Genomic DNA, 24,470 nt, shown 5'->3' with positions numbered 1-24,470 from the left:
CTCGCTCCCACAGGGCTCGCCAACCGTCAATAGAACGTTACTTTTTTGAAACACCTCACAACCGCTGATCAGTTAAGTCCGTTTTTTTGACACTTTGCCGATACGCGGTCACAACTTTTTCGCTCCGCTGGGTCATAACACGGTGGCCGCCGATGGAATATTGGCATCTACCGAGGTTTTAAGCCTGATACGGAGATAAGCTCATGATTTTTAATGTTCAAGATTTTGGCGCCAAAGGAGATGGCGTTACTGACGACACGGCGGCGATACAAAGTGCGATCGATGCGGCGGCAGCCGCGGGGGGTGGGCAGGTCTATATGCCGACTGGGACGTACATCGTTTCGGGAGGCGAGGAACCCTCCGACGGTTGCCTGATGCTCAAGAGCAATGTCTACCTGTATGGCGACGGCATGGGTGAAACCACCGTGAAGGTGGCTGACGGCTCCGACACCAAGATCACCGGTGTCATCCGCTCGGCCTATGGCGAGGAGACCCACGATTTCGGGGTCAGCAACCTCACCATCGACGGCAACCGCGACCACACCACGGGCAAGATCGACGGCTGGTTCAACGGCTATATCCCTGGTGAAGAAGGCTACGACTCCAACGTCACCCTCGACAGCGTCGAGATCAAGGATTGCTCCGGGTACGGTTTCGACCCCCACGAGCAGACCGTCAACATGGTCATCAAGAACAGCGTGTCCCACGGCAACGGCCTGGACGGCTTCGTCGCCGACTTCCTCAGCGACAGCACCTTTGAAAACAATGTCGCCTACGACAACGACCGCCACGGCTTCAACGTCGTGACCAGCACCCATGACTTCACGCTCACCAATAATGTGGCCTACAACAACGGCGGCAATGGCATCGTCGTGCAGCGCGGCAGCGAGAACATCCCCTCTCCGAGCAACATCACCATCACCGGTGGCGAGGTCTATGGCAACGGTGCCGAGGGTGTACTGGTCAAGCTCTCCAGCGACGTGACCGTCAGCGGCGTCGATATCCATGACAACGCCAGCGCCGGTGTTCGTATCTACGGCAGCAACCACGTCGAGATCATCGATAACACCCTCAACAACAACTCCCTGGGCAGCCCGGTACCGGAGATCATCATCCAGTCCTACGATGACACCCTGGGCGTGTCCGGCAAGTATTTCAACGGCAGCGATAACATCATCCAGGGCAACATCATCAGCGGCAGCAACCTGTCGACCTACGGTGTGGCCGAGCGCAATGAGGACGGCACCGATCGCAACGCCATCATCGCCAATACCATCAGCCACACCAGTAAGGGCGCGACCCTGGTCTACGGCGATGGCAGCTACGTCAGCGCCACGGTGCCGATGACCACCGTACAAGGTACGGCCGGCAACGACACCCTGCTGGGCAGCGCCGCCAGTGAGATCTTCTACGGCGGCGCGGGCAACGACACCATCAATGGCGCGGCCGGCAGCGACATCCTGGTGGGCGGGGCCGGCGTCGACAAGCTCACCGGCGGCACGGGTGCGGACACGTTCCGTTTCGTCGCCCAGTCGGACAGCTACCGCAACGCCAGCGCAAGCTTCGACGACACCATCACCGATTTCGATGTCACCCAGGACAAGATCGACCTCGCGGGCCTGGGCTTCACCGGGTTGGGCAACGGCCGGGGCGGCACCCTGCAGATCAGCTACAGCGCCAGCAACAACCGCACCTACATCAAGGACTACGATGCCGACGCCAGTGGCAATCGCTTCGAGCTGATTCTCTCGGGCAACCTGGCCAGTACCCTGACTGCCAGCAACTTCATTTTCAACCGGGTCATCACCGGCACCCCTGGCAGCGACTCGCTACTGGGCAGTGACGCCGCCGACACATTGCTCGGCCTGGCGGGCAATGACAGTCTCAGTGGCGGCGCGGGCGACGACAAGCTCGACGGCGGCGCCGGGATGGACACCCTCACCGGTGGCGCCGGTGCGGACACGTTCGTGTTCTCCAATCGCCTGGACAGCTACCGCAACTACAACACCGGCGGCGCCAACCTGGGCGACCTGATCACCGACTTCAACGTCAGCGCCGACAAGATCGATCTGTCCGCCCTGGGTTTCACCGGGCTGGGAGACGGCAAGAACAACACCGTGTACCTGGTACTCAACAGCGCCGGCACCAAGACTTACATCAAGTCCCTGGACGCCGACGCCAATGGCAACCGCTTCGAAGTGGCATTGGACGGCAACTACCTCAATACGCTGACCAGCGCCAACTTCGTCTTCGCCACGTCCTCGCCAACCAACCAGGCGCCCGTTTTGGCGACGCCGCTACTGGATCAGAACGCGACCGAAAACACCCCGTTCAGCTACGTGGTGCCCGCCACCAGCTTCACCGATCCGGATAACGACAGCCTCAGCTACACCGCCAAGTTGGCCGACGGCAGCGCCCTGCCCAGCTGGCTGACGTTCAATGCCGCGACCCGCACCTTCAGCGGCACGCCACCCGACACGGCGTCGGGCACTTATTCCATCCAAGTCACGGCGACCGATGGAAGCAACGCCACCGTCAGCGACGCCTTCACCCTCGCCGTACAAGACGTCCCCACATCCGTCATCATCAATGGCACGCCGAACAACGACACCTTGACCGGCACGGCGGCCAACGAGCAGCTGTTCGGCGGTGCCGGCAACGACACCCTCAACGGCGGCGCGGGCAATGACATCCTGGTGGGCGGCACCGGCGTGGACAAACTCACCGGTGGGGCCGGGGCCGATGTGTTCCGCTACACCTCGAAACTCGACAGCTACCGCACCGGCTCCACCAGCGTCAGTGACCAGATTCTCGATTTCGATGTGGCGGCGGACAAAATCGATGTCTCGGCCCTTGGCTACACCGGCCTGGGCAACGGTTTGAACGGCACGCTGCAAGTGACCTACAGCGCCACGAGCAATCGCACCTACCTCAAGGACCTCACCGTCGACGCCAATGGCAACCGCTTCGAGGTGTCTCTGGCAGGCAATCTGGTGAACAGCCTGACGGCCAATCATTTTGTCTTCGCCGACCAGAACACACCCAGCAACGTGGCACCGGTGGTGACGATCCCGCTCCTCGACCAGAATGCTACCGAAAGCACGCCGTTCAGCTACACCGTGACCCATGACAGCTTCACCGACGCCAACCAGGATGTACTGAGCTACACCGCGACCCTGGCCGATGGCAGCGCCCTGCCCGCCTGGCTGCATTTCAATGCTACCAACCTGACCTTCACCGGTACGCCCACCAGCACCGCTTCGGGTAACTACAACGTGCTGGTCAAGGCCACCGACCCGTCCGGTGCGTCGGTCAGCGACAGCTTCGCCTTGGCGGTGGCCGACGCACCCGCCAACACCATCACCGGAACCAGCAATGGCGAAACCCTCAATGGCACGGCGGGTTCCGACCTGATTCTCGGCCTCGCAGGCAATGACACCATCAAGGCCGGCGCCGGTGCGGACATAGTCGACGGTGGTGCAGGCCGCGACTCGCTATACGGCGGCGACGGCGCCGACACGTTCCGCTACACCAACATGCTCGATAGCTACCGCGACTACGACACCGGCGGCGTCACGGCCACCGACACGCTCTATGACTTCACCGTCGGGGTCGACAAGATCGACGTTTCGAGCCTGGGCTTCATCGGTCTTGGCGATGGCAGCAACGGCACGCTGTACATGACGTTGAACGCGGCTGGCGACAAGACCTACATCAAGTCCGCCGAAGCCGACGCCGATGGCAATCGCTTTGAGATCGCCCTCAACGGCAACTACCTCAATACGCTGACTGCCAGCGACTTTGTCTTCGGCGAACGCGCCCAACAAGACATCCTCTACCTGCCGACCCTCGGCCAATCCAACGCGCGCCTGCTGCGCATGACCGAGGACGACGATCAATCCGGCACCTCGATGCTGGTCAAGGACCTGGACCGCTACACCACCTATGACGTGCGCAGCCAGTTCACCGATGCCGATGGCAACGGCATCGATATCGCCGTGGGCGGCAGCACGGTCAATGGCCTGTCGACCCTGGGCGCCGAGGAGCTCAAGCTGTGCTGGTGGCTGACCGACACCAACCAACCCGGGCCTGCGCTGTTGCGGGCCGTGACGTTGCTGCGCGATCAGCTCACCGAACTGCAATCGATCGACAACGTGACCATGGGCATCATCTGGGGCCAGGGCGAAGAAGCCGCCCAGGAAATCGCCCGCTCGACCGACAAGGCCGCAGCGGCTGCAGCCTATAAAGCCGCGACCTTGAAAGTGTTCGATTACCTGCACGCTCAGTTCGGCAACTTCAGCGTGTACCTGATGGAGACTGGTCACTACGAGCAGGATGCGGCCCGTGCCCGGGGTTATTCGGAAGACAAAATCGCGTCCATCGTCGACGGCGTCGGTTACGTCCGCGCCGTCCAGGAAGCCATCGCCGCCGAGCGCGCCGACGTCAAGCTGGCGGTGGACTACACCGACCTGCCCTTGCGCTATGAAGTCGATCCACTGGTGTACCCCGATGACGTCTGGCATCTACACGAGGAGTCGGCGGAAATCGTCGGCCAGCGCCTGGCCGATTACATTGCCGGAGACTTGGGCTTCCAGGGCAATCCCAACGATAACAACAGCGTGCAGGACATTTTCGATAACGCCCAGAACCAAGGTGGGCACATTTCCGGCACCGATCAGGACGATACCCTGGTGGGCAGCGCCGGCAATGACACGCTGGATGGCGACTTGGGCGCCGATACCCTCACGGGTGGCGATGGCAACGATATCTATGTGGTCGATAATGCCTTCGACAGCGTGGTGGAAACCAACACCTCGGCCTCGCAGATTGATACGGTGCAGGCCTCGGTCAGTTGGACGCTGGGGGCCAACCTCGAGAACCTGGTGCTTACCGGCGTGTCGGACATCGACGGCACCGGTAATGAACGGCGCAACTTCATCACCGGCAACGCCGCCCATAACGTGATCGACGGTGCCGCCGGGGCCGACAGCATGAGCGGCGGCGATGGCAACGACACCTACTATGTCGACAACGTCGACGACAACGTGATCGAGACCAACAGCAACGCCACGCCAGGCGGAATCGATAGTGTGCACAGCAGTCTGGCGGCCTATACCTTGGGCAGCAACGTTGAGAATCTGTATATCGATAGCGCCGGCGCCGCCAATGGCACCGGCAACGCCCTGGACAACACGCTGTTCGCCGGCGCCGGCAACAACGTGCTGGACGGGCGCGACGGCAACGACACGGCGTCGTTTGAACGCGCCCTCTCGGGCGTTACCGTCAACCTTTCCACGTCAGCGCAGCAAAACACCGTGGGCTCCGGGCTCGACACCTTGAAATTCATCGAGAACCTGACCGGCAGCGCCTATGCCGACACACTGTCGGGCAACAGCGCGGGGAATATCCTCAACGGCGGCGCGGGCAACGATACGCTGGTGGGCGGTTCGGGCGATGACCGGCTGATCGGTGGCGCCGGCACCGATAACCTCACCGGCGGCACCGGCGCGGACACCTACGTGTTCGGGGCGTTGTCGGAGATGGGCGTGGGTGCCTTGCGCGATGTGATCAACGGTTTCAAGAGCACCGAGGGTGATCATCTGGATCTCACCGGCCTGGACGCCAACCCACAGACCGCGACGCTGGATGCCTTCACGTTCATCGGCAGCGCCGCCTTCGACCCCACCAACGCCACCGGCCAACTGCGTTTCGCCGACGGCATCCTCTCCGGCAGTACCAACGCCGACGCCACCCCCGAGTTCGAGTTCGAACTGGTCGGCGTCAAGGAGCTGCACGCCAGCGACTTTACCGCCTGAAACGATGCGAGTTTGCTCGCGATGACGGCAGCCCATCCAAGATGGATGCAAGCTGATCCGCCGTCTTCGCGAGCAAGCTCGCTCCCACAGGGGTATGCGGTGCCAAGGGAAACCCAGGTGAATCACAGCTGAGAATGTAGGCGGCTTTTGTGGTGAGGATTTATTCCCTCGCCACAGGGTCTGGGAGTGGGTGCTTTTGTGGCCTTATCAACCCAGCCCGAGCCAACCACAAAACCGTGGCGAGGGAGCTTGCTCCCTCGCCACGTGAACCGGGTTGCGAGCCGTCCTGCAAGTGGGTTGTCTAGAACAGGCTTTGCACTTGTTCCAGCACGGCGCGGTTCATTTGGCCGGTGTGGGTGTGCAGGCTCACGTAGCTTTGCAGCATGTCGAGTTTGGTGTTGAGCAGGTCTCGCCGGGCCTGGAACAGTCGCTGCTGCGCATCGAGAATGTCGACGGTGGAACGCACGCCGCCCTGGAAGCCCTTTTCGGTCGAGGTCAGTGCCCGCTGATTGGACTCCACTGCCCGCTGCATCGCCTTGCTCTTGGTGAAACCGGCGACGACGCCCAGGTAATCGGTCTCGATGTCCTCGGCCAATTGTTGGCGCTGTACATCGTATTCCGACTGGGCCCCGGCCAGTTGTGCTTCGGCCTTGGCCACTGAGGCACGCACCGCCCCGCCGCGATACAGCGGAATGTCCAGTTGCACGCCGACGTAATAGGTGTCCTGGCGCGGGTCGAGTTCCTGGTATTGGCGGGTTTCCCGGCGGGTCAACTGAGTGGTCAGCGACAAGGTCGGATAATGCCCGGCGCGCTGGCTGTCGGCCTGGGCTTCGGCGACCTTCACCGCCGCCAACCGGGCGGCCAGCTCGGGGCTGGCTTCGCGGGCGATCGCCGTCCAGTACGGCAGGTCCTGCTCCGGTGGGATTGGGCTGGCAGTGGCCAGTTCTTCGCGCATCGGCTGGATGTCATCGATCGGCACACTGGCGCGACCGGACAAGGCCCGCAGCGCCGCCACGCGGCGGGCCTGGGCTTCAGTCTCCTGGGCTTCCACCAGATCGAGCCGCGCCTGGGCTTCATCGATATCGGTGACCGCGCCCTGGCCGCCCTGATAGAGCTTTTTGCTCTGGATGACCAAGCCTTGGATCGCGGTTTTTTGTTGGGCAATCAGCTTGATCTCGTTCTCGGCCCGGGCCACGTCGAAATAGCCTTTGGCGACCCGGTCAAACAGGGTCTGGCCAGCAACATCGAATACTTGCACGCCCAACTGCCCCCGCGCCTTGCCCTCCTGGTACGCCGCCCAACGGCCCTTGTCGTACAGCGGTTGTTGCGCCGCGAGGGTGACGTTGTTCGCCTGGTAATCGTTACTGTTGACATAGCCACGGTCGTCACCGCCATCGGTGCGCCCGCCATAGCCATAACGGGACGTCAGCGACACCTGCGGATAAAGGCCACCGCGCCCGATCGCCTCTTCATGCCGCGAAGCATCGTAGGCATGGGCAGCCGATTGCACGGTCGGGTCATTGAGACGCGAGGCATCGTAGGCAGCCGTCAGGCTCAGCCCACCTTCGGCAGCCCACACCGGGCTGACCGCCCCATAACTGGTACACAGGCTCAGCAACACACGAGCGCCATACCGGAACCGCCCCATCATCTTCATTCCTCCTTGAAGGCGGCCAACAAGCGCTCGCGCAAAGGTTTCATCAGGTAGTTCATCAACGTGCGCTCGCCGGTCACCACGGTGACATCGGCGAGCATGCCCGGACGCACCAGCAGGCCGGCGCTCTGCAACGATGCGACGGTGTCGGCGGGAATCTCGACCTTGGCGGAAAAGTACGGCTGGTGCGTCTGCTCATTGATCAACTGATCCGCCGATACGGTGGTCACTGTGCCGGTCACCGTCGGCGTATCCACCCGTTGCAGCGCGGTGAAATGCACATGCACCGGCAGCCCCGGGCGCAATTTGTTGGCCATCAGCGGCTCGAAACGCGCCGTGATCGCCATCGGCGCGTCCAGTGGCACCACTTGCATCAGGGTTTGGCCGGCCTGCGCGACACCGCCCACGGTATGGATGCTCAGGTCCATGACCTGCCCCGATACCGGGGCGCGGATCGCACCGTTGTCGACTTCGAACTGCAAGGCGCGGATCTGATCGGCGTACCCTGCGGCTTCGGCCGAGACTTCGCTCAGTTGGGTTTCGGCATCGCGACGAAATTCCTGTTGCGCCTGCAAGGCCTTGAGCCGGCTTTCGTTGATCGCCTGGCGCGTCCTGCCGACGTCGCCCACCCCGGACGCGATCTGCCCCGCCAGTTGGGCGGCGTTGCGCTCGGCCTCGAAAAGTTTATTGCGCGGCACGTAGCCTTCTCGGGCCAGGTCCCGCAGGCCTTCAAGCTCCTGCTGCTGGAAGCGCATCTGCGCATCGTAGTTGCGCTTGACGCCCTCGTAGCCTTGCAATTGCTGCTGCAACGCCGCGGCTTCGTGCTCGATGATCTGCAAGCGGCTGCCCAGCTCAGCGCGACGGGTGATGAACAACTGGTTCTGCAAAGCCATCGCAGCCTTGACCCGTGGCTCATCGGCACGCTCAAGCAATTCAGCGGGCCATTGGATCTCGGCAGCGCCTATACGCTCGGCAATCAGCCGCGCCTCAACGCTGCGGTCATTGAGCAATTTGCCCAAGGTCACGTCCAGTTGCGACTGGGCCTGCACGGTGTTGAGCTGCACCAACAGCTGCCCTTGGGTGACACGGTCGCCGTCGCTGACCAGCAGTTTTTCCACCACGCCGCCCACCAGCGACTGCACCGCCTTGCGTTCGCCCGCCACCACTACGGTGCCGCTGCCGACCACGCCTTGGTCGAGCGGCGCCAGGCAGGCCCAAAGCAGGAAACCTCCCAGCGTCAAGACCAGAAAACCCACCCCGTAGCGCGCCGCGCCCCTGGCGTCGGTACTGGCGCTGGGCAGCAAAGTTGAATTGCGCACGCTCAGCCCTTGCTCGCTGAACGTTTGTGCCGCCGGTGTCAGATCACGCATCTTCGCCCGCCTCCCTGACCGCTGCCGCCCTCGGCCCCGGCATCAGTGCCTTGAGTACCCGTTCCCGTGGACCGAAGGCCTGTTGAGTCCCGTCCTTGAGCACCAGGATGTGATCGACCACGGCCAGCACACTGGGCCGATGGGTAATCAGTACCACCGTGCTGCCAGCTGCCTTGAGCACATTGATGGCCTGGATCAGCGCCAGCTCGCCGGCCTCGTCGAGATTGGAATTGGGCTCATCGAGCACAATCAGTGAAGGTCGTCCGTAGAGCGCCCGAGCCAGGCCCAGGCGCTGCTTCTGGCCGCCGGACAAGCCAAGCCCGCCTGGCCCCAGCGGCGTGTCGTAGCCCTTGGGAAACCTCAGGATCATCTCGTGAATACCCGCGTGCCGCCCGGCGGCGATGATTTTGTCGGCATCCTGCTCACCGAAGCGGGCAATGTTGTCGGCCACCGTACCGTCGAACAGCTCGATGTCCTGCGGCAGGTAGCCCAGGTGCGGGCCGAGGGCGTCGTGGGTCCATTGGCTGATTTCGGCCTCGTCCAGGCGCACCGACCCGCCCATGGCTGGCCACACCCCGACCATTGCCCTGGCCAGGGTCGATTTACCGCTGGCGCTGGGGCCGACGACAGCGAGTACTTCGCCTTTGGCCAGGCTGAAATGAATGCCCCGCAGGATCGGTTGCGTGGCCCCGGGCGGGCCGACATACAGCTGCTCCAGGCGTACCGCACCGGTGGGCGGGGGCAAAGGCATGCGCAGGCGCTCACGTGGGTGTTGGGTCAGCAATTGGCTCAGGCGCTGATAGCTCTGGCGGCCGGAATTGAATTGTTTCCACGAGCCGATGGCAATTTCCACGGGCGCCAGGGCCCGGCCCAGCAACAGCGACATCGCAATCATCATGCCCGCCGACAATTGCCCCTCAAGCACCAGCAACGCTCCGAGGCCCAGGGCCAGGGACTGCCCGGAAATCCGCACGAAACGGGTCGCAGACGTGATGCGTGCGCCACGGTCGCTGGCGTGGGCCTGGGCAGCGATGATGCGTCGCTGTAGCAGGCTCCAGCGTTGGCGCAACGGCCCGAGCATGCCCAGGGCCTGGATGACTTCAGCGTTGTGCAGCGTGCTGTTCACATAAATCGACGACTGCACGCCCAACCGATTGGCTTCCCCCAGGCGCGAACGCGTCGCCAGTTCGCCCCACAGCGCCAGGCCGATCAGCACCAAGGCCAGCACCAGCGTCAGCACACCGAACCAGGGATGAAAAATGAACGCCACCAGCAGAAAGATCGGCAGCCAAGGCGCATCGAGCAAGGCGATCAGGCCCTGGCCGGTGATCAACTGCCGCAGCGTGGCCAGATCGCTGAGCACTTGCGCCGGGTTGGCGTTGTGCTCGCGCAGGCTGCGGGCGAACGCCGCATCGAAAATCCGCTCGCCCAGGGCCTCGTCCAGCCCTGCGCTCATGCGAATCATCACCTCGCCGCGTACCCATTCGATCAGGGCACTGAACATGAACAGCCCCAAGGCAATCAGGGTGAGCATGAACAACGTGGTTTCGTTGCGGCTGGTGAGGACCCGGTCGTACACCTGCATCATGTACAGCGACGGCACCAGCACCAGTAGATTGATGACACCACTGAACAGCGCCAACGACCAGAACACGCGGCGGTAGCTCAGTAAGGCAGCATCGATGTCATGACGCGGATCAAGTAGAAACCCCATGGAAAATCGCCTGCAAGAGAAATTGTCGGTCCAGGACGCAATCCATCGCGAGGCTCTTTTTCCCGAGGATGCTCGAGAAAAAACTATCCAGCTAACGTGCCGATACCAGGGACGATCCTCATCCCTACAGACGCCAATTACTGACAACGCGGCCGCAGCTTAGTGCCGGTTCGCAGGGCTGGGTTTGCAAGTGGGTGACAGGCGGAGGGGCCGCGCCTCAAGACTGAGGTTCTTGCCGCTTGAATGGGCGAGAAAGGCGGGTTTGTTGACGCCAGTAACGTGGCGTCAACAGGGCAAAAACGAGCGGGCTAGCCGAGGGAAGCGACCCGCTCCGGCTCGGGCGGATGCCGCGACGTCAGCAGGCCGATAAGAGAAATGATCAGCGCCAGGCCCAGGGTTGTACTGACCTCGCTGCGGTGCTCGGGCGCAACCATCATCACTGCCAGCGCCGCCGAAATGAACACGATGACCAACCAGGTCAACCAGGGAAACAGCCACATGCGAAAAGGCAACTCGATATTCTGGCGCTGCAACATCCGCCGCATGCGCAACTGTGAAATGGCGATCACCAGGTACACCAGCAAGGCGATGGCGCCGGAGCTGGCGAGCAAGAACTGGAACAGCCCGGCGGGCATGAAATAACTGAACAAGGTGATACCAGCACCCAGCACGGTACTGGCAATGACTGCAGACCTCGGAACGCCGGCCGATGACGTCACCTTCAATGCCTTTGGCGCATCGCCACGGCGCCCCAGGGAGTACAGCATCCGCGAAGCGATATAGATCGAGGAGTTCATGCAACTGGCCACGGCAATCAGCACCACCACGTCCACCAGGAATTTGGCGTGAGGGATGTTCATCAGCTCCAATGCACGCTGGTAGGACCCCACTGAAGCGAGGAGCGGATCGTCCCAAGGTACCACGGAAATGACCACGAAGATCGACAGCAGGTAGAACACACCGATACGCCAGATCACCGAACGAGTGGCCTTGGCGATGTTCTGCGCGGGATTATCGGATTCAGCCGCCGCGATGGTCACCGCCTCCGTGCCGATAAAACTGAACATGATGGTAATGAACGCTCCCACCACCGCCGACAAGCCGTTGGGGGCGAACCCGCCATGCTCCTCCATCAACCGACTCAGGCCGCTGGCTTCACGTTCGGGAATCCACCCCATCAGCACAGCAAAACCCAGGGAGATGAAGCCGATGATCGCCACGACCTTGGCCATGGCGAACCAGAACTCGAACTCGCCGTACTTGGACACGCTGAACAAATTCGTCACGGCCAGCGCCACGATCGACACCGAGGCAAACAACCAGGCATCGATGGCGGGAAACCATTGATTCAATACATGACCGGCGGCCAGCGCCTCGATAGGAATCACCAACACCCAGAACCACCAGTAGAGCCAACCGATGGTGAAGCCCGCCCAGCGTCCGATGGCTTGATCGGCATATGTGGAGAAGGAGCCAGTGTCCGGGTTGGCGACCGCCATCTCACCCAACATGCGCATGACCAGGACCACCAGCAACCCGGAAAACAGGTAGGCCAGCATGACGGCCGGGCCGGCGGCGGCGATGGCATGGCCCGATCCCACGAACAGACCTGCACCGATGATTCCGGCAATGGACAACATAGTGACGTGACGAGGCTTGAAGCCCTGTGCCAGATGTCCGTTCGAATCCTTGAAACTGGGGCTGGTCATTTTCTTATTCTCTTGTAATCGAACATTGAGCCGCGCGCAGGGCAGTCGGTGTTTGCGGTTTTCGCGCCCCTCCTGGAAGCGGCACCTCTTGGCTGTGTTGATCCACCCCGGGCGAACGTGCGCACTTATGGCGAAAGTCGCGCCACGTTACCTGTCTTCCCTGCCGAGTCAGTTACCTGAACGCGCCATCTCCGTGCCTGATTTCGCCAAGTGGAGCATGGCGTTTTGCCTGCTGGCAGGCGTCTAGGCCGCGGTATCCAGCCTGGCATTGAGGAGCGCCAAGGAAATAAACCCTTTAAAAACTTTACTGGGTTAAGTATTTTGCATGCCTATGCCCAGCTCGTTGCCAACCAGCAATCCTGTTGGTGCGCCAAGGGTCTTCAACCTCTTCTTATCAACAAGGACCTCCCGTGAGCGGACTGCGTGAACGTCAGAAAGCCGAACGCCGCCAAGCCATCAGCAAGGCCGCCGTCGAATTGTTCGAACGCCAGGGTTTCCAGACCACCACCATCGAACAGATCGCCAGCCAGGCCGGTGTATCGGCCCCTACGGTGTTCAAGTATTTCGGCAACAAGCAGGAGATCATCCTCGAAATTCTCCACGAGGCCGACCGGCGTGCGCTCAAGGACACCCGCAGCCAGATTCCTGAAATCCAAGACCCGGTCCAAGCGCTGTGTTATCTGGAGCGCCTGTTGACCGGTTACGCGTTGGAAGTCATGCACCCAAGCCTGTGGCGCGAGTTGCTGCCGCTGATCCTGTTTGGTGGCGACAACGGATTGCCCGAAGGTTATCGCGCCATGAACGATGCGCTCAGGGCCGAAATCAGTGGGCTGATCAGGGAGTTGCAGCAGGCCGGCAAACTGCGGCCCGACCTTGACGTTGAGTTGGCCGCGTTCCTGCTGAACGACTATTCGCACCTGCAACTGTATCGGCTGGTCAACCAGGAGCAGCCGGACGTCGAAGCTCATTCCGCCCAGGTCAGGCGCATCACCGAACTGCTGTTCTACGGCATGCGCGCCTGAACAAACGTGGCGCAACGCGTTCCGGCAAGCCCGGCGTTACACGCCGGGCAGCAGGCTCAACGCTGAGTCTTGATGGTGATCCAGGTGCGGGTACGAATCCGCTCCACCGCTGCCGGCACGGGCGCCAATGCGAACAGGGTCTTGCGCGCCTCGTCCGGCACATACATCGCCGGGTTGTTGCGGATCTCAGGATTGACCAGCGCCGTCGCGTCCTTGTTCGGGTTGGGGTAGCCGATCTTGTTGCTGATCCGCGCAATGACGTCCGGACGCAAGATGTAATTGATGAACGCGTAGGCTTCCGCGACATGGGGCGCGTTGGTCGGCACCATCATCACGTCCGACCACATCGGTGCGCCTTCCTTGGGCAAGGCCATCTCCACCTTGACCCCCTTCCCTGCATCTTCTGCCAGTCGTTTGGCCAAGGCTACGCCGCCGGACCAACCGACCCCGACGCAGATCTCACCGTTGGCCAGGTCCATGCCGTAGCGCGACGAATTGAAATAAGTGATGTAGGGACGGACCTTGAGCATCGCCGCCTGGGCCCGCGGGTAATCCTCGCGTTTCTGGCTGTTGGGATCGAGGCCTTCGTAATGCAGGGCAATCGGCACGATTTCGTTGGCGGCGTCGAGCAAGCCGACGCCGCAACTGGCCAGCTTGGCCATGTTCTCTTCCTTGAAAAGAATGTCCCAGGTGTTCATTTGCACATCGGCACCCAACGCCTTGCGGACCATGTCGACGTTGTAGCCGATCAACGTCGTGCCCCACAGGTACGGCGCCGCGTAACGGTTGCCCGGGTCACCCACCGCTTCGAGGGATTTCATGAACTCGGGGTCCAGGTGTTGCCAGTTCGGCAATTGGCTGCGGTCCAGCGGCTGCACTGCCCCGGCGGCGATCATGTGGCTGACATTGGAACTGCTTGGGTACACCACGTCGTACCCGGAGTTACCGGTCAGCAGTTTCGACTCCAAGGTTTCGACGCTATCAAAGACGTCGTAGATCGGGCGGATCCCGGTTTCTTCCTGGAAGCTTTTCAGGATCTCCGGCGGCAGGTACTCGATCCAGTTGTAGATCCGCACCGTCCGCTCCTCGGCAAGGGTTGCCCCACTTACCGACAAGGAAACGACTGCGCCCAGCAAGGTGTTACGCAAAAACTTGTTCATGCTCAAACACTCCAGCGCGGCCCCGGGGCTCGCGGCACTTAGTAGCGGTAGGTGAGATAGAGTTCCAGCGCGCTGAACTTCTGATCGTCGCCAAACACTTGCTTGGCCGCGGCCATTGGCTTGACCCAGTTATAGGACAGCGAGGTGGTGAGTGACTTCGACGCCGCCCAATCCAGGAAGATGACGCTCTCGTCGGCGAAGCGCCGGTCACTGACCGCTGCCCCCAGGTAGTTTTTCTCGTCCAACCAGAACTGGTAGTGAATCGCACCGAGTGTCAGGGTTTCATTGAGATGAGTCTTGAGAGAAAACTGTTGGACGTTTTCGTTGCTGTTGAACAGCAGGTAATTGCCAACGACATCGCCCACCAGCCAGGTTGCCCAATCGATAAACCCTTTGCTGAGCGGGTCCCAGGACTCCTGGCGATTGTCGCTGAGATCACTGTCACCGGAGAAACTGGCGTAGCGATAACCCAGGACAGGCGTCAGCGGTAACGTGTCGAAGGCATAGTCCGCCTGGCCATACCACGCCTTGGCGTGGTAATCGACTCCGGAACCGTTGCCCCGCTGCAGCGCATATTCGGCGTTCAGCGTCAGCGCCGGCAACCCCGGCATCTTGGCGTTGAGAGCCCGGACGTTGTACACCTGCATGCCGTCCCGGCTCAATGGCGTCGTGCCCTTGGGCGCAAGCGCGTTGACCTTCATCGCCATGGCGCCCAACGTCACCTGGCTATCAAGGTTGTAGTCCAGGTTGACACCGGTCATCCGGAAATCTCCCAGATCGTCATCGGTGCGCAGGGTGAACGCCTGGGTCTTCAGGGCGCCGTGGTCCCAGGCCAGGATCGCCGAATCCTTGAACGCCGTTCTTGGCGCGAGCCAATAGGCACCGTCCTTGAGCTGATCGAGGTTGCCGTCCATGACGATAAAGCCGTTGCCGATCATGTAGTTCTGCCGGCCAGCCGTGAACTTCCACTCCCCAGCCCGGAAACCACCGTACAACTCCTCCAGCGCCACATCACCATCGGAGCTGCGCGTGAAACCACCGGCATCACCATCACCTACCGTGGTCGCGGCCACGAGTGAACCGCCGGCCAACAGACTGAAATCCGGCTGCAAGGCGTAGTCCAGCGTGACGCCAGGCTTGACGTAGAATTCCTGCCAGTCGATTTTCGTGCCGTCGTTGCTGCGGCTACGCATGTCCACCCGACCACTGCCGAAATTGACGTTGCGCGTGGAGAGTGTCGCCGCACCGGCGCTAAGATTGACCTCGCCCTTGAGGGCGCCTTCCTCGAAGGTGTATCCCGCCCAAGCGGCTTGGGCGGTCAGGGGTAAGCCGAACGCCAACAGCGTTCGGGACCAACGTGTCATGCAAACCATATGAAGCTCCTGTCTGATTTATTGTTGTTACAGGGCAGTAAATGGCGGCGCAGGGCCTCGCCAACACCTGGCCGGGCCAGGTGAACGGAACACAAATTCTTGTAATGGGCGGACGTGGTCAGCGAGTCAGGTGCGCCGCGATAGCCCGCAGCATGCGCACGCTGTCGCCGTCGAACGGACTGACGGCTTCGTCCAGGGACGATTGCTTGACGACCACCACGCCGGATGGCTTGTCGATGAACAGGTATTGCCCGTGGATACCGCCCGCCAAGAGCGCCTGGCTGTGGTCGTTGAAGACGTACCACTGACTGCGGTAGGACGCGCCTGGGGTCCACGCGCTGAAGTCCGGGGATGTCGTGTAGATCGCCGGATCGGCGCCAGCGACGATACCGGCGATTGCCTCGCCGCAGAGCAGTTGTCGCCCTTCATGACGACCTTCGTTGGCCAGTAGCCGACCGAACCGCGCCATGTCCCGCAACGTGGCACTGAAACCGGCGCCGGCAACGTTGCGCCCCCAGGGATCGGCCAGGAAATAGCCGTCGCGCTCACAGCCCAGTTGGCTCCAGATGTCTTGCAGCAACTGATGACAAGCCTTGCCGCAGGCACGTTCCATGACCCAGGCCAACGCTTCGGTGGTGGCTGTCACGTAATGAAAAAACCCGCCGTGGCTGCCGCGTTTCTTCAGGGTTGGCAAGTATTGGTACAGGGATTCGAACTGCCCGTATTGCGCGGGCGCCGGTTGGAAACCGCTGGCATAGCCGTACTGGGAACTCTCTGAATGCGGATCTTCATAGACTTCGCTGTAATCGATGCCCACGGCCATGTCGAACAACTGGCGCACGGTTGCATCGGCAAATGCGCTTCCAGCCAGTTCCGGCACGTAATGCGCCGCAGGCAACGCGGTGTCCAGCAACCCCTCGCAAACCAGCTGTTCGCCCAAGGTGCCGATCAGCGATTTGGTCACGGAAAACATGACATGCCGGTCCTCGGGACGCTGGCCATTGAAGTACCGTTCGAACAGTACGGTGTCGCCCTGAAGCACCAGGAACCCATCGGTCTGGCTGGCAACGAGGTGCTCGATCACGCTGATGCTCAAACCCGACTCGCTGTCGAAATGCAGCGCATCCAACACTTGGTGAGCCGCTATCAAAGGGCTGACCGGCCCAGTACCTGCCTGCACATCAATACTCGGGCGCAGGCGCGCCAGGTTGCGAAACCCCCATTGGTTGAAAGGGGGCTGCATCCAGTTGTTCCAGGTGACGCGGTGGTTGGACTCGGCAGGAAAACCTTGCATAAGCAAAGGCGCGTTGCGGGCGTCGGATGACAATTCATGAGTCTCGACGTAAAGACTGGCCAATGAAGGCACGGTGTTCTGATTCATCGGGTTGCCCCTGGAAATGACTCTGCGTAAAAGCAGATGCAGGAGAATAATTACCCGATGTAATTTTTTAGTCAATAAATCTTTTTACCGACAAGCAGAAAATCTGTCTGGCTCAGTTCCCCTGCCCGGTGCCCAAGGATTGCGCCATGCGAACCAGATCTGCGAAGGATTTGGCCTGCATTTTTTCATGGCGTGGGCACGATGGATTTTCACGGTGATTTCGCTCAGGTTCATTTGCCCGGCAATTTGCTTGTTCATCAGGCCTTTTACGGCCAGGGCCATGACTTCTTTTTCACGGACCGTGAGCGTTTGGTAATGGGCATGCAGATCCGAAAATTGTTGCTCGATTTCCCGGCGCCTGACATCCGCCTGAAGCGCGGCGGACACCGCGTCCAGCAAGTCCTGTTCGCGAAACGGTTTGGCCAGGAAATCCACGGCACCGGCTTTCATCGCCTTGACCGACATCTCGATGTCGCCGTGGCCGGTGATGAAAATGATCGGGATATTGGCGTTCGAGTTGGCCAACTGAGCTTGGAAGTCCAGGCCGCTGACGCCCTGGAGCCGTACGTCAAGCACCAGGCAACTGGCGCCTTCGGTCTTGGGTTGCCGAAGAAACTCAGCGGTGGAGGCGAACGTCTCGACATGGATCCCAACAGAGCGCAAAAGATTACTCAGCGCATTGCGCATGGAGTCATCGTCATCCACTACGAACACGACAGAGCCTTTGCGGCCCGGTTCACTGGATGAAGAACTGCCAGTCATGGACGTTACCTTGGACGGATTGAAAGAGAAAAAATTGTAGCACAGCGACCGTGTCGTAATGGGCTCGCAAGTCCCCCTGCCCTGGGCCAAAAATCAGGCAATCAGATACGGCTCCAACGCCGAAATAAAAGCGAATAGATAACGGGGCCGCTTGAAGTAAGCGTTGACTTGGAGGCTGTAGTTTTTGCCGCTGACGCACCAGTTGCAAAAGTGCTCGCAGTTGTTGGAGAGAATGCGGTAACGATTCTCACCGAGTCTCGATCGCGCCCGCTGGGCAATTTCATCGCAGGAATACTGACCCTGTTCTGGCAACATCCAGATCGGCTTGCCGTTGGCGAAATGCTCCAGGTCGGTCACTTCGATGGGCCCGGATCTGAGCGAACCGCTGAACCCGGAATAATGAGCGACGTCATGGTCGCCCAGGTATATCCCATGGTGCAGGTAGAAACCGCGTGGGCTGATCAGATGCGCACCTATCGGTACGTTGTTCGTCGGTTGTTCAAGATCGACCAACTTCACCAAGCCGTCAGTCGTGTCGCACTTGCGAGTTTCTGCGGGAAGTCGTCCCTCAGGTATCGAGATACTCACGCGATAGCAAGCATTCGTCGTTAAGAGCGCCATGCAAACAAGCGCTATTGAACGAAGTGCAGAACGTTCATCAATTGCCCGGCTGGTTAAATAGTTCATGGCTGATGCTCCGCAACCCTTGAAGTCACTGTATCGCCAAGGTTGCGGCGCATCATGTGTACGTAAGATTGGTTCAAGCGACCTATTGATATGCGGGCTTAAAACTTAAGTATTAAGCGAACAGCGCCACTGCCCGCCAGCTTTGTCATGGCCTGGCACCGATAAACGAGCTCACCCCTGCACAACCGGCAATGTGAACTGAACCGTGGCCCCTCGAGGTGGGTTGATGGTTGCCTTCAAGCAGCCGCCATGGGACTCGATGATCGAATGGCAGATCGACAACCCCAGGCCCAGTCCGGTCGGCTTGGTGGTGTAGAACGACGTGAACGCCTGCTCGACGCTTTGCGAGGCGAACCCTGGCCCCGAATCGCTCACACTCACCAGCACACAACCCACATCTTGCAACGTTGCGCAGATCGTTAAGTGCCGTTCGCCTTCAGGGACGCTGTTCATCGCCTCAAGTGCATTCACGATCAGGTTGAGCAGCACCTGTTGCAGCTCGACACGGTCGCCCTTGATGAGCGGCAAGCGGTCGGCAAGTCGGGTCTGGATCGAGGCGCCGCTCTTGATGACCTGGCCACGGGTGAATTCGATCATCTCGTCAATGGCGGCCCTGATATCCATTGGTTCCTTTTGTGGTGGCGCCTTGCGGATATGGCCCCGGATGCGCCCCAACACATCCGCCGCGCGATTGGCATCGATGATGAGCCGGCCCAACACCTGTCGAACCTCCTCCAGTTCAGGCGGCTGGGCATTCAACCAACGCAGCGCGGCATCGGCATTGAGGATGGCGGCGGCAATCGGCTGGTTGACTTCATGGGCAATCGAAGCCACCAACTGGCCCATGGTGGCGACACGATTGGCGTGGGCCAGTTCGGTTTGCACCTCACGATAGCGTCGCTCGCTTTCGCGGATTTTTTCTTCCGCCTGCCTGCGCTCGGTCAGGTCCAGCACAAAGGCCACCCCTTCCCGGCTGCCGGCCTCAAACATCGCCAAACCGACGATGACCGGCAATCGGCTGCCGTCCTTGCGGAAATATTCCTTCTCGTAGGGCCGGGCGTGTCCGGTCTCCAGGGCCTGCGCCAATGAACGCTCGCTGAACTCTCGAAATTCCGGTGCCGTCAGGTCTCGCCAACTCAAGCGCCCCGAGGTCAGGTCGTCCCGTTCGTATCCCAACATCCGAAGAAAGGCGTCATTGGCCTCGATGATATCGCCGTCGGCATTCCAGACCAGGATGCCGATGATATTGGCGTCCACCAGGCGCCGAATCTTCGCCTCGCGCTCAGCGACCTCGCGGTACAAACGGGCATTTTCCAGCGAGATGGCCGCCTGGGAAGCCACCAACTTCAACACAGCGATCCGGCTCGGGCTGAACACGTGGGCGGCAAGATTGTTTTCCAGATACAGGGCGCCGACGAGCTTGGCTTGGTTCATCAACGGCAGGCAGAGAATCGAACGGGCCTGTTGTTGGTGGATATAGGGATCCGCGGCAAATGGCGCATCGACCGCGGCATCGTCGAGGAACACGCTCTCTTGTGTACGCAGGACATGATAGAGAATCGACTCCGGCAGCAACGCCGCGCTCACCGGCGCATCGCGCAATTGGGTGGTGTTGTCGCCAGCGATCACTTGGGCGGCGATCCGCTGCTCAGCGCCGTCGGACAGAATCAACAGCCCACGTTCGGCGCCGGCCTGCTCGATTGCCGTGGCCATGATCGTATCGATCAGTTTCTCCAGGACGATCTCGCCTGACAACGCCTGGGAGACCTTCAGCACGGTGACAAAATCCAGATGTTCAACCGGTGTCGTTATTGTGGTCGTCGGGCCGAACGCAGGCGCTTCAGTCCTCAGCGACGGGTATCGGCCCTCAAGTTGCCTGACCTTGCCATCGGCGCCCCAACGCTGATAGCCGTAACGGGCGTCCTGCAAGTAGACACGGGCAATCTTGGCGAAGCCGCGCGCCGTATAGAAACGCGCTGCGAGCTCGTTGGCAAGCGCCTCGATATGGACAAAGCCGCTCTCCTGCGCAGCCTCTATGGCTTGTTCATAGAGCAACTGGGCATCGACCACGCGCCCTTCGACACGGGCGATTTCGGCGCCGACCAGCAGCGCCCTGCTCGCGAAGTTCTGCGGACATTGCTGTGCCCAGTTCTGTAGCCACTGATGACTGGCAGTCAGCGTCAGTTGGTAGTGCTTGTACTTCTCCTCCGGGGCGTTGTCGCAGCAGGCGGCGCAGGCCAGCGCGCCATAAAAATGATATTCGGCTTCTTCGAAGAATGCCTGGCAAACCCAGAGTAAGCGCTGTGCCCGCGCGGCAGCTTCCAACGCCGCTTGAGGTTCGTCGGCCATGTAGCGGGCCTGCAGTTTACGAACCCAATACAGACACTCGGCCAGGACCAGGTCCGGATTGCTGGCCAAGTGAGCCTCAGTTTCCCGCTCATTGAATTCGCCGTCGTCCAATCGACCGAACGTGGGCGTCAAGCCGCGCATCATTCGGATCAGCATCAGTTGCGTGAGGATGAAATCGACCACCAACCCGAAGCGCACCTTACGCGCATAAGCCAGGCCGCGCTCGGACTCGCCCTGCACGTCGGACAACGTCTCGCCAGCAAAGAGCAGATCGGCGGTGAGGTTATTGCCCGCGTAGGCGCCGTAGGGCAGATCGCCGATCCGGTTTGCTGCGGCAAACGAACGACGCAGCAAGTCTCGGCATTGCCCGACGGGCCTCATCCAGCGCACGGCAAAACACGAGAAACACAGATAGGTGCTGGGCTCGAATCGCTTCAAGCCGCGGTGCTCAACCAGGTCGCAGCCGAGCTGGCCGAACCGGAACCCCATCTGGTAATCACCGAACCGCCGCCCGGCGACTCGGAAAAAATTCGCGTAAAGCACACAGGAAGCGTCGCAATTGCCTCCCTCCAGGCTCAGGTTGATCGCTTTGCAAATCAGCAGGTCCGCCAGGTTCGCATCGCTCTGCAAGGCCGGTGCGAAGAGCTTGCCGAGGGCATTGACGGTCATGAGCGACGTCGCGTCCTCCATCATCGGCAAGTCGATGAGATCCTCGATTGCCCGCCCGCCCAATAACGCACCGATACGGTCATACTCGCGGCGCACGTCTTCGTCGCTCGGATGCGCCGACCACTCGATGCCCACATGCCGCAGGTAGGCGAGACAAACAGTAACCGCCCCATCGCTGCGGTCCAGGAGCAGGTAAACGTCCATCAGCAGGCATGCAACACTGGCACGGTCGTTCACCGTCGTAGCGCGACTCGACAACAGGGTCAGGCGTTCATCCGCCGCAGCGAGCTGCCCGGTGAGCAATTCACACTCAGCCCGGTTCAATTCCAACGCGAAAACCAGCCCGGGGCGACGCGTCCAGCAATCGTCATCCAACAGCTGGGCCCCGCTAGCGAGATAATTGAGTGCCGACGCATAGGCCGTCGATGCCTTCGCACGCTGGCCGGCCATGAGGTTGAATTGTGCCAACTGCTCTCGCTCAGCCGGGTCGGTCAGCAACGCCGCGCCGCGATTGAGCTGGCCGACGATCTCAAAAATCGCCTCTTCAAGCCCGCGCGAGGACATCTGTGCGGCCAATTGCCGCCCGATACGCAAGTGCACCTCGGCACGGGAAGCCTTGGGTATGAGTGAATAGGCGGCTTCGTGGATACGGTCGTGGACAAAACCATAGGCGCCGTCCAGCCGCTCGACCAGTTCCTGGCGAACCGCTTCCCACAGCGCCGCTCGCACCTGCGTCTTGGGGACGCCCAGGACCGTGGACAGCGCCTTGAGCCCGGCGACGCTGCCCAGGCAGGCCAGCTGCTGCAACGCTTGCTGCGTCTCGACCGGCAGGCGGATCAGTTTGCCGACCATGAGGTCGACGATATTGTCGGTGTAGCCCTTGGCATGGATGCGGTCCGGATCCCACCACCACTGCCGCGCCTCATGATCGAAAGTCAGCAATTGTTCGTCGGCGAGCGCTTGGAGGAACTGGATCACGAAGAACGGATTGCCCGCCGTCTTGTCGAGCACCAACTGTGCCAGTGGCTCGATGCGTTCACGCTCGTCATGCAGCGCCTCGGCGATCAATTGTTCGATATGCGTCTTGGCGAGCGGCGCCAGCATGATTTCGTTGACCTTGCCGCCCGCGTTGCGAATGGCCTGCAGCTTGCCCGTCAGCGGGTGCGTGGCGTCCACTTCGTTGCTGCGGTAAGCCCCCACCAGCATCAGGTGCCTTACATCGGAGCTGGTCAGCAGATCCTCCAGCAAGTCGAGCGTTGCCGCGTCGAGCCATTGCAGGTCATCGAGGAACAATGCAAGCGGATGATCTTCCCTGGCAAACACACCGATAAAACGCCGCAACACAAGGAGGAAACGACGCTGTTCCTGTTGCGGGTCAAGTGCCGGAACCGGTGGCGGCTCACCGATGATGAGCTTGAGCTCCGGAATAAGGTCGGTGATGAGCCGCGCATTGGCGTCCAACGCTTGCTGCAACGCCTCGCGCCAGTTCGCCAGTTCCGCGTCGTGCTTGCCCAGCAGCGTGCGGACCAGGCTCTGGAAAGCCTGCACCAGCGTCGCATAAGGAATGTCGCGCTGGTATTGATCGAACTTGCCGCTGGCGAAAAGCCCCCGAGGAGGCACCAGCACCTTGTGCAGTTCGTTGACCACCGAGGACTTGCCGATACCTGAATAGCCAGTGACCAATACCAGTTCCGGTGCGCTGCTGTGAACGATCCGGGAAAACGCGGCAACCAGGGTGTCGACCTCGCGCTCGCGGCCATAGAGTTTCTCGGGAATCCGCAGCCGGTCGGACGCGCCATGTTCACCCAAGGCAAAGGCACTGATCTGGCCCGACTGCTGCCAGTCCTCAAGGCATCGTTTCAGGTCGTGTTCAACGCTCGCCGCCGTCTGGTAGCGTTCCTCGGCGGTCTTGGCGAGCAGTTTCATGACGATACGTGAAAGCACCTCGGGAACGGTTGCCACCCGCTCACGAGGAGGTAAAGGTTTCTTGGCGATATGGCAGTGCACCCACTCGATCGGATCGCTGGCCATGAATGGCAGTGAACCCGTCAGCATTTGATAAAGGGTGACGCCAAAGGAATAGAGGTCGCTGCGCGAATCGATCGAACGATTCATCTTGCCGGTCTGCTCGGGAGCCATATAGGCGAGCGTACCGGCGAGGGTCTCGGGCGCCTGCCGCTCGCGGGGCAAACGCGAGGCAAGGCCAAAACCGGTGAGCCGGGCCTGCCCATCGGCGCAGTTCACCAGGATATGGCTGGGCTTGATGTCTTTATGAACCAGGCCCCGCTGGTGGAGCTTGCCCAACGCCACGGCGATGCCCACGGCCAGACTCAAACACATGCCTGTCTCCATGGGCGCGCTCAACAGCTGGACAAGCGGCTCGCCACCCGGATCCTCCAGCACCAGTTGCACCTGCGCGCCTTCGCGCAACAGCTCGAGCGGTTGAGCCGTCCAGGTACCGTCCAACTCGTCCCGCAGGCCAAACTCGTGGGCGAGACGTTCAAGACAGCCAGGGCGCGGCTGCTCGGCGGCGGGCCGCACAACCAGGACGTTGCAATCGCCGTCTACCCCTGAACGTAATTCCCGACAGAAGATACGCTCACCATCGTCCCATCGTATTTGCATGCTCTTATCACCGGCACAGGAACGCTATGTAGATTGATGCAGGTTGTTATCTGCCGCATTTTGCCGTTGGGCTGTCGTCCAGTGCCGTGTCGCAGGTGCCGATGTGGTCGCCAGACAGGCGGCTTCCGTGGCTGCGCCGGATACCCGACGACGGGAGGCGGCGTCGGGATCCAAAACGG

At 61.0% G+C, this 24,470-nt stretch carries 11 protein-coding genes and 1 pseudogene; 2 read left to right on the top strand and 10 right to left on the bottom strand.

What is annotated here, in order from left to right:
• Positions 1–203: 203 nt before the first annotated feature.
• The gene (locus PFLQ2_RS30985) at positions 204–5,816 is read left to right on the top strand and encodes a putative Ig domain-containing protein (RefSeq protein WP_033045985.1); all 5,613 of its coding nucleotides are present in this window, start codon (positions 204–206) and stop codon (positions 5,814–5,816) included.
• A 301-nt stretch (positions 5,817–6,117) separates the two neighbouring features.
• Here the strand turns inward: PFLQ2_RS30985 and PFLQ2_RS15800 are convergent, their stop codons facing one another.
• From PFLQ2_RS15800 to gabP, 4 genes are all read right to left on the bottom strand, one after another.
• On the bottom strand, positions 6,118–7,467 hold the full coding sequence (locus PFLQ2_RS15800; RefSeq protein ID WP_003181081.1) for a TolC family outer membrane protein: 1,350 nt from the start codon (positions 7,465–7,467) through the stop codon (positions 6,118–6,120).
• Between the two features lie 2 nt (positions 7,468–7,469).
• A complete protein-coding gene (locus tag PFLQ2_RS15805; protein WP_003181079.1) occupies positions 7,470–8,840 on the bottom strand; it encodes an HlyD family type I secretion periplasmic adaptor subunit in 1,371 nt (456 codons plus the stop codon).
• A complete protein-coding gene (locus PFLQ2_RS15810; RefSeq protein ID WP_003181076.1) occupies positions 8,833–10,554 on the bottom strand; it encodes a type I secretion system permease/ATPase in 1,722 nt (573 codons plus the stop codon). The genes PFLQ2_RS15805 and PFLQ2_RS15810 overlap by 8 nt, the downstream gene beginning before the upstream one ends.
• A gap of 308 nt (positions 10,555–10,862) precedes the next feature.
• Positions 10,863–12,263, bottom strand: a complete 1,401-nt coding sequence (gabP, locus tag PFLQ2_RS15815; protein ID WP_003181074.1) for a GABA permease — start codon at positions 12,261–12,263, stop codon at positions 10,863–10,865.
• 410 nt (positions 12,264–12,673) lie between these two features.
• Between gabP and PFLQ2_RS15820 the strand changes: the two genes are divergently transcribed.
• Positions 12,674–13,285 carry a TetR/AcrR family transcriptional regulator gene (locus PFLQ2_RS15820; RefSeq protein ID WP_003181073.1) on the top strand — a complete coding sequence of 204 codons (612 nt, stop codon included), beginning with the start codon at positions 12,674–12,676 and terminating at the stop codon, positions 13,283–13,285.
• Positions 13,286–13,341: 56 nt separating this feature from the next.
• Here the strand turns inward: PFLQ2_RS15820 and PFLQ2_RS15825 are convergent, their stop codons facing one another.
• The 6 genes and pseudogenes from PFLQ2_RS15825 to PFLQ2_RS15850 all read right to left on the bottom strand — a co-directional run bounded on the left by PFLQ2_RS15825 (position 13,342) and on the right by PFLQ2_RS15850 (position 24,291).
• Complete coding sequence (locus PFLQ2_RS15825; protein ID WP_003181071.1) at positions 13,342–14,445, bottom strand: polyamine ABC transporter substrate-binding protein; 1,104 nt, start codon at positions 14,443–14,445, stop codon at positions 13,342–13,344.
• Between the two features lie 38 nt (positions 14,446–14,483).
• Positions 14,484–15,818, bottom strand: coding sequence for an alginate export family protein (locus PFLQ2_RS15830; RefSeq protein ID WP_003181069.1), 1,335 nt, complete (start codon positions 15,816–15,818; stop codon positions 14,484–14,486).
• A gap of 118 nt (positions 15,819–15,936) precedes the next feature.
• A complete protein-coding gene (locus PFLQ2_RS15835) occupies positions 15,937–17,199 on the bottom strand; it encodes a serine hydrolase domain-containing protein (RefSeq protein WP_003181067.1) in 1,263 nt (420 codons plus the stop codon).
• A 112-nt stretch (positions 17,200–17,311) separates the two neighbouring features.
• Positions 17,312–17,961 (bottom strand): annotated as a pseudogene (locus PFLQ2_RS15840) (response regulator transcription factor).
• 93 nt (positions 17,962–18,054) lie between these two features.
• Positions 18,055–18,648: a lecithin retinol acyltransferase family protein gene (locus PFLQ2_RS15845; RefSeq protein ID WP_003181064.1), complete on the bottom strand. Its 594-nt coding sequence runs from the start codon at positions 18,646–18,648 to the stop codon at positions 18,055–18,057.
• Positions 18,649–18,819: 171 nt separating this feature from the next.
• A complete protein-coding gene (locus PFLQ2_RS15850) occupies positions 18,820–24,291 on the bottom strand; it encodes a trifunctional serine/threonine-protein kinase/ATP-binding protein/sensor histidine kinase (protein WP_003181062.1) in 5,472 nt (1,823 codons plus the stop codon).
• Positions 24,292–24,470: the final 179 nt, after the last annotated feature.

Origin of the sequence: Pseudomonas fluorescens Q2-87, assembly GCF_000281895.1 — a bacterium.
Classification (GTDB): Bacteria; Pseudomonadota; Gammaproteobacteria; order Pseudomonadales; family Pseudomonadaceae; genus Aquipseudomonas; species Aquipseudomonas fluorescens_S.
The sequence above is the reverse complement of the archived record's forward strand: the minus strand, read 5'-3'. Positions and strand labels throughout refer to the sequence as shown.

What these genes read in the sequence shown, in the direction of transcription:
- PFLQ2_RS15810 (WP_003181076.1), bottom strand. Translation starts at nt 10,554, where the DNA reads ATGGGGTTTCTACTTGATCCGCGTCATGACATCGATGCTGCCTTACTG.
- PFLQ2_RS15850 (WP_003181062.1), bottom strand. Translation starts at nt 24,291, where the DNA reads ATGCAAATACGATGGGACGATGGTGAGCGTATCTTCTGTCGGGAATTA.
- PFLQ2_RS15800 (WP_003181081.1), bottom strand. Translation starts at nt 7,467, where the DNA reads ATGATGGGGCGGTTCCGGTATGGCGCTCGTGTGTTGCTGAGCCTGTGT.
- PFLQ2_RS15805 (WP_003181079.1), bottom strand. Translation starts at nt 8,840, where the DNA reads ATGCGTGATCTGACACCGGCGGCACAAACGTTCAGCGAGCAAGGGCTG.
- PFLQ2_RS15830 (WP_003181069.1), bottom strand. Translation starts at nt 15,818, where the DNA reads ATGGTTTGCATGACACGTTGGTCCCGAACGCTGTTGGCGTTCGGCTTA.
- PFLQ2_RS15835 (WP_003181067.1), bottom strand. Translation starts at nt 17,199, where the DNA reads ATGAATCAGAACACCGTGCCTTCATTGGCCAGTCTTTACGTCGAGACT.
- PFLQ2_RS15845 (WP_003181064.1), bottom strand. Translation starts at nt 18,648, where the DNA reads ATGAACTATTTAACCAGCCGGGCAATTGATGAACGTTCTGCACTTCGT.
- gabP (WP_003181074.1), bottom strand. Translation starts at nt 12,263, where the DNA reads ATGACCAGCCCCAGTTTCAAGGATTCGAACGGACATCTGGCACAGGGC.
- PFLQ2_RS30985 (WP_033045985.1), top strand. Translation starts at nt 204, where the DNA reads ATGATTTTTAATGTTCAAGATTTTGGCGCCAAAGGAGATGGCGTTACT.
- PFLQ2_RS15825 (WP_003181071.1), bottom strand. Translation starts at nt 14,445, where the DNA reads ATGAACAAGTTTTTGCGTAACACCTTGCTGGGCGCAGTCGTTTCCTTG.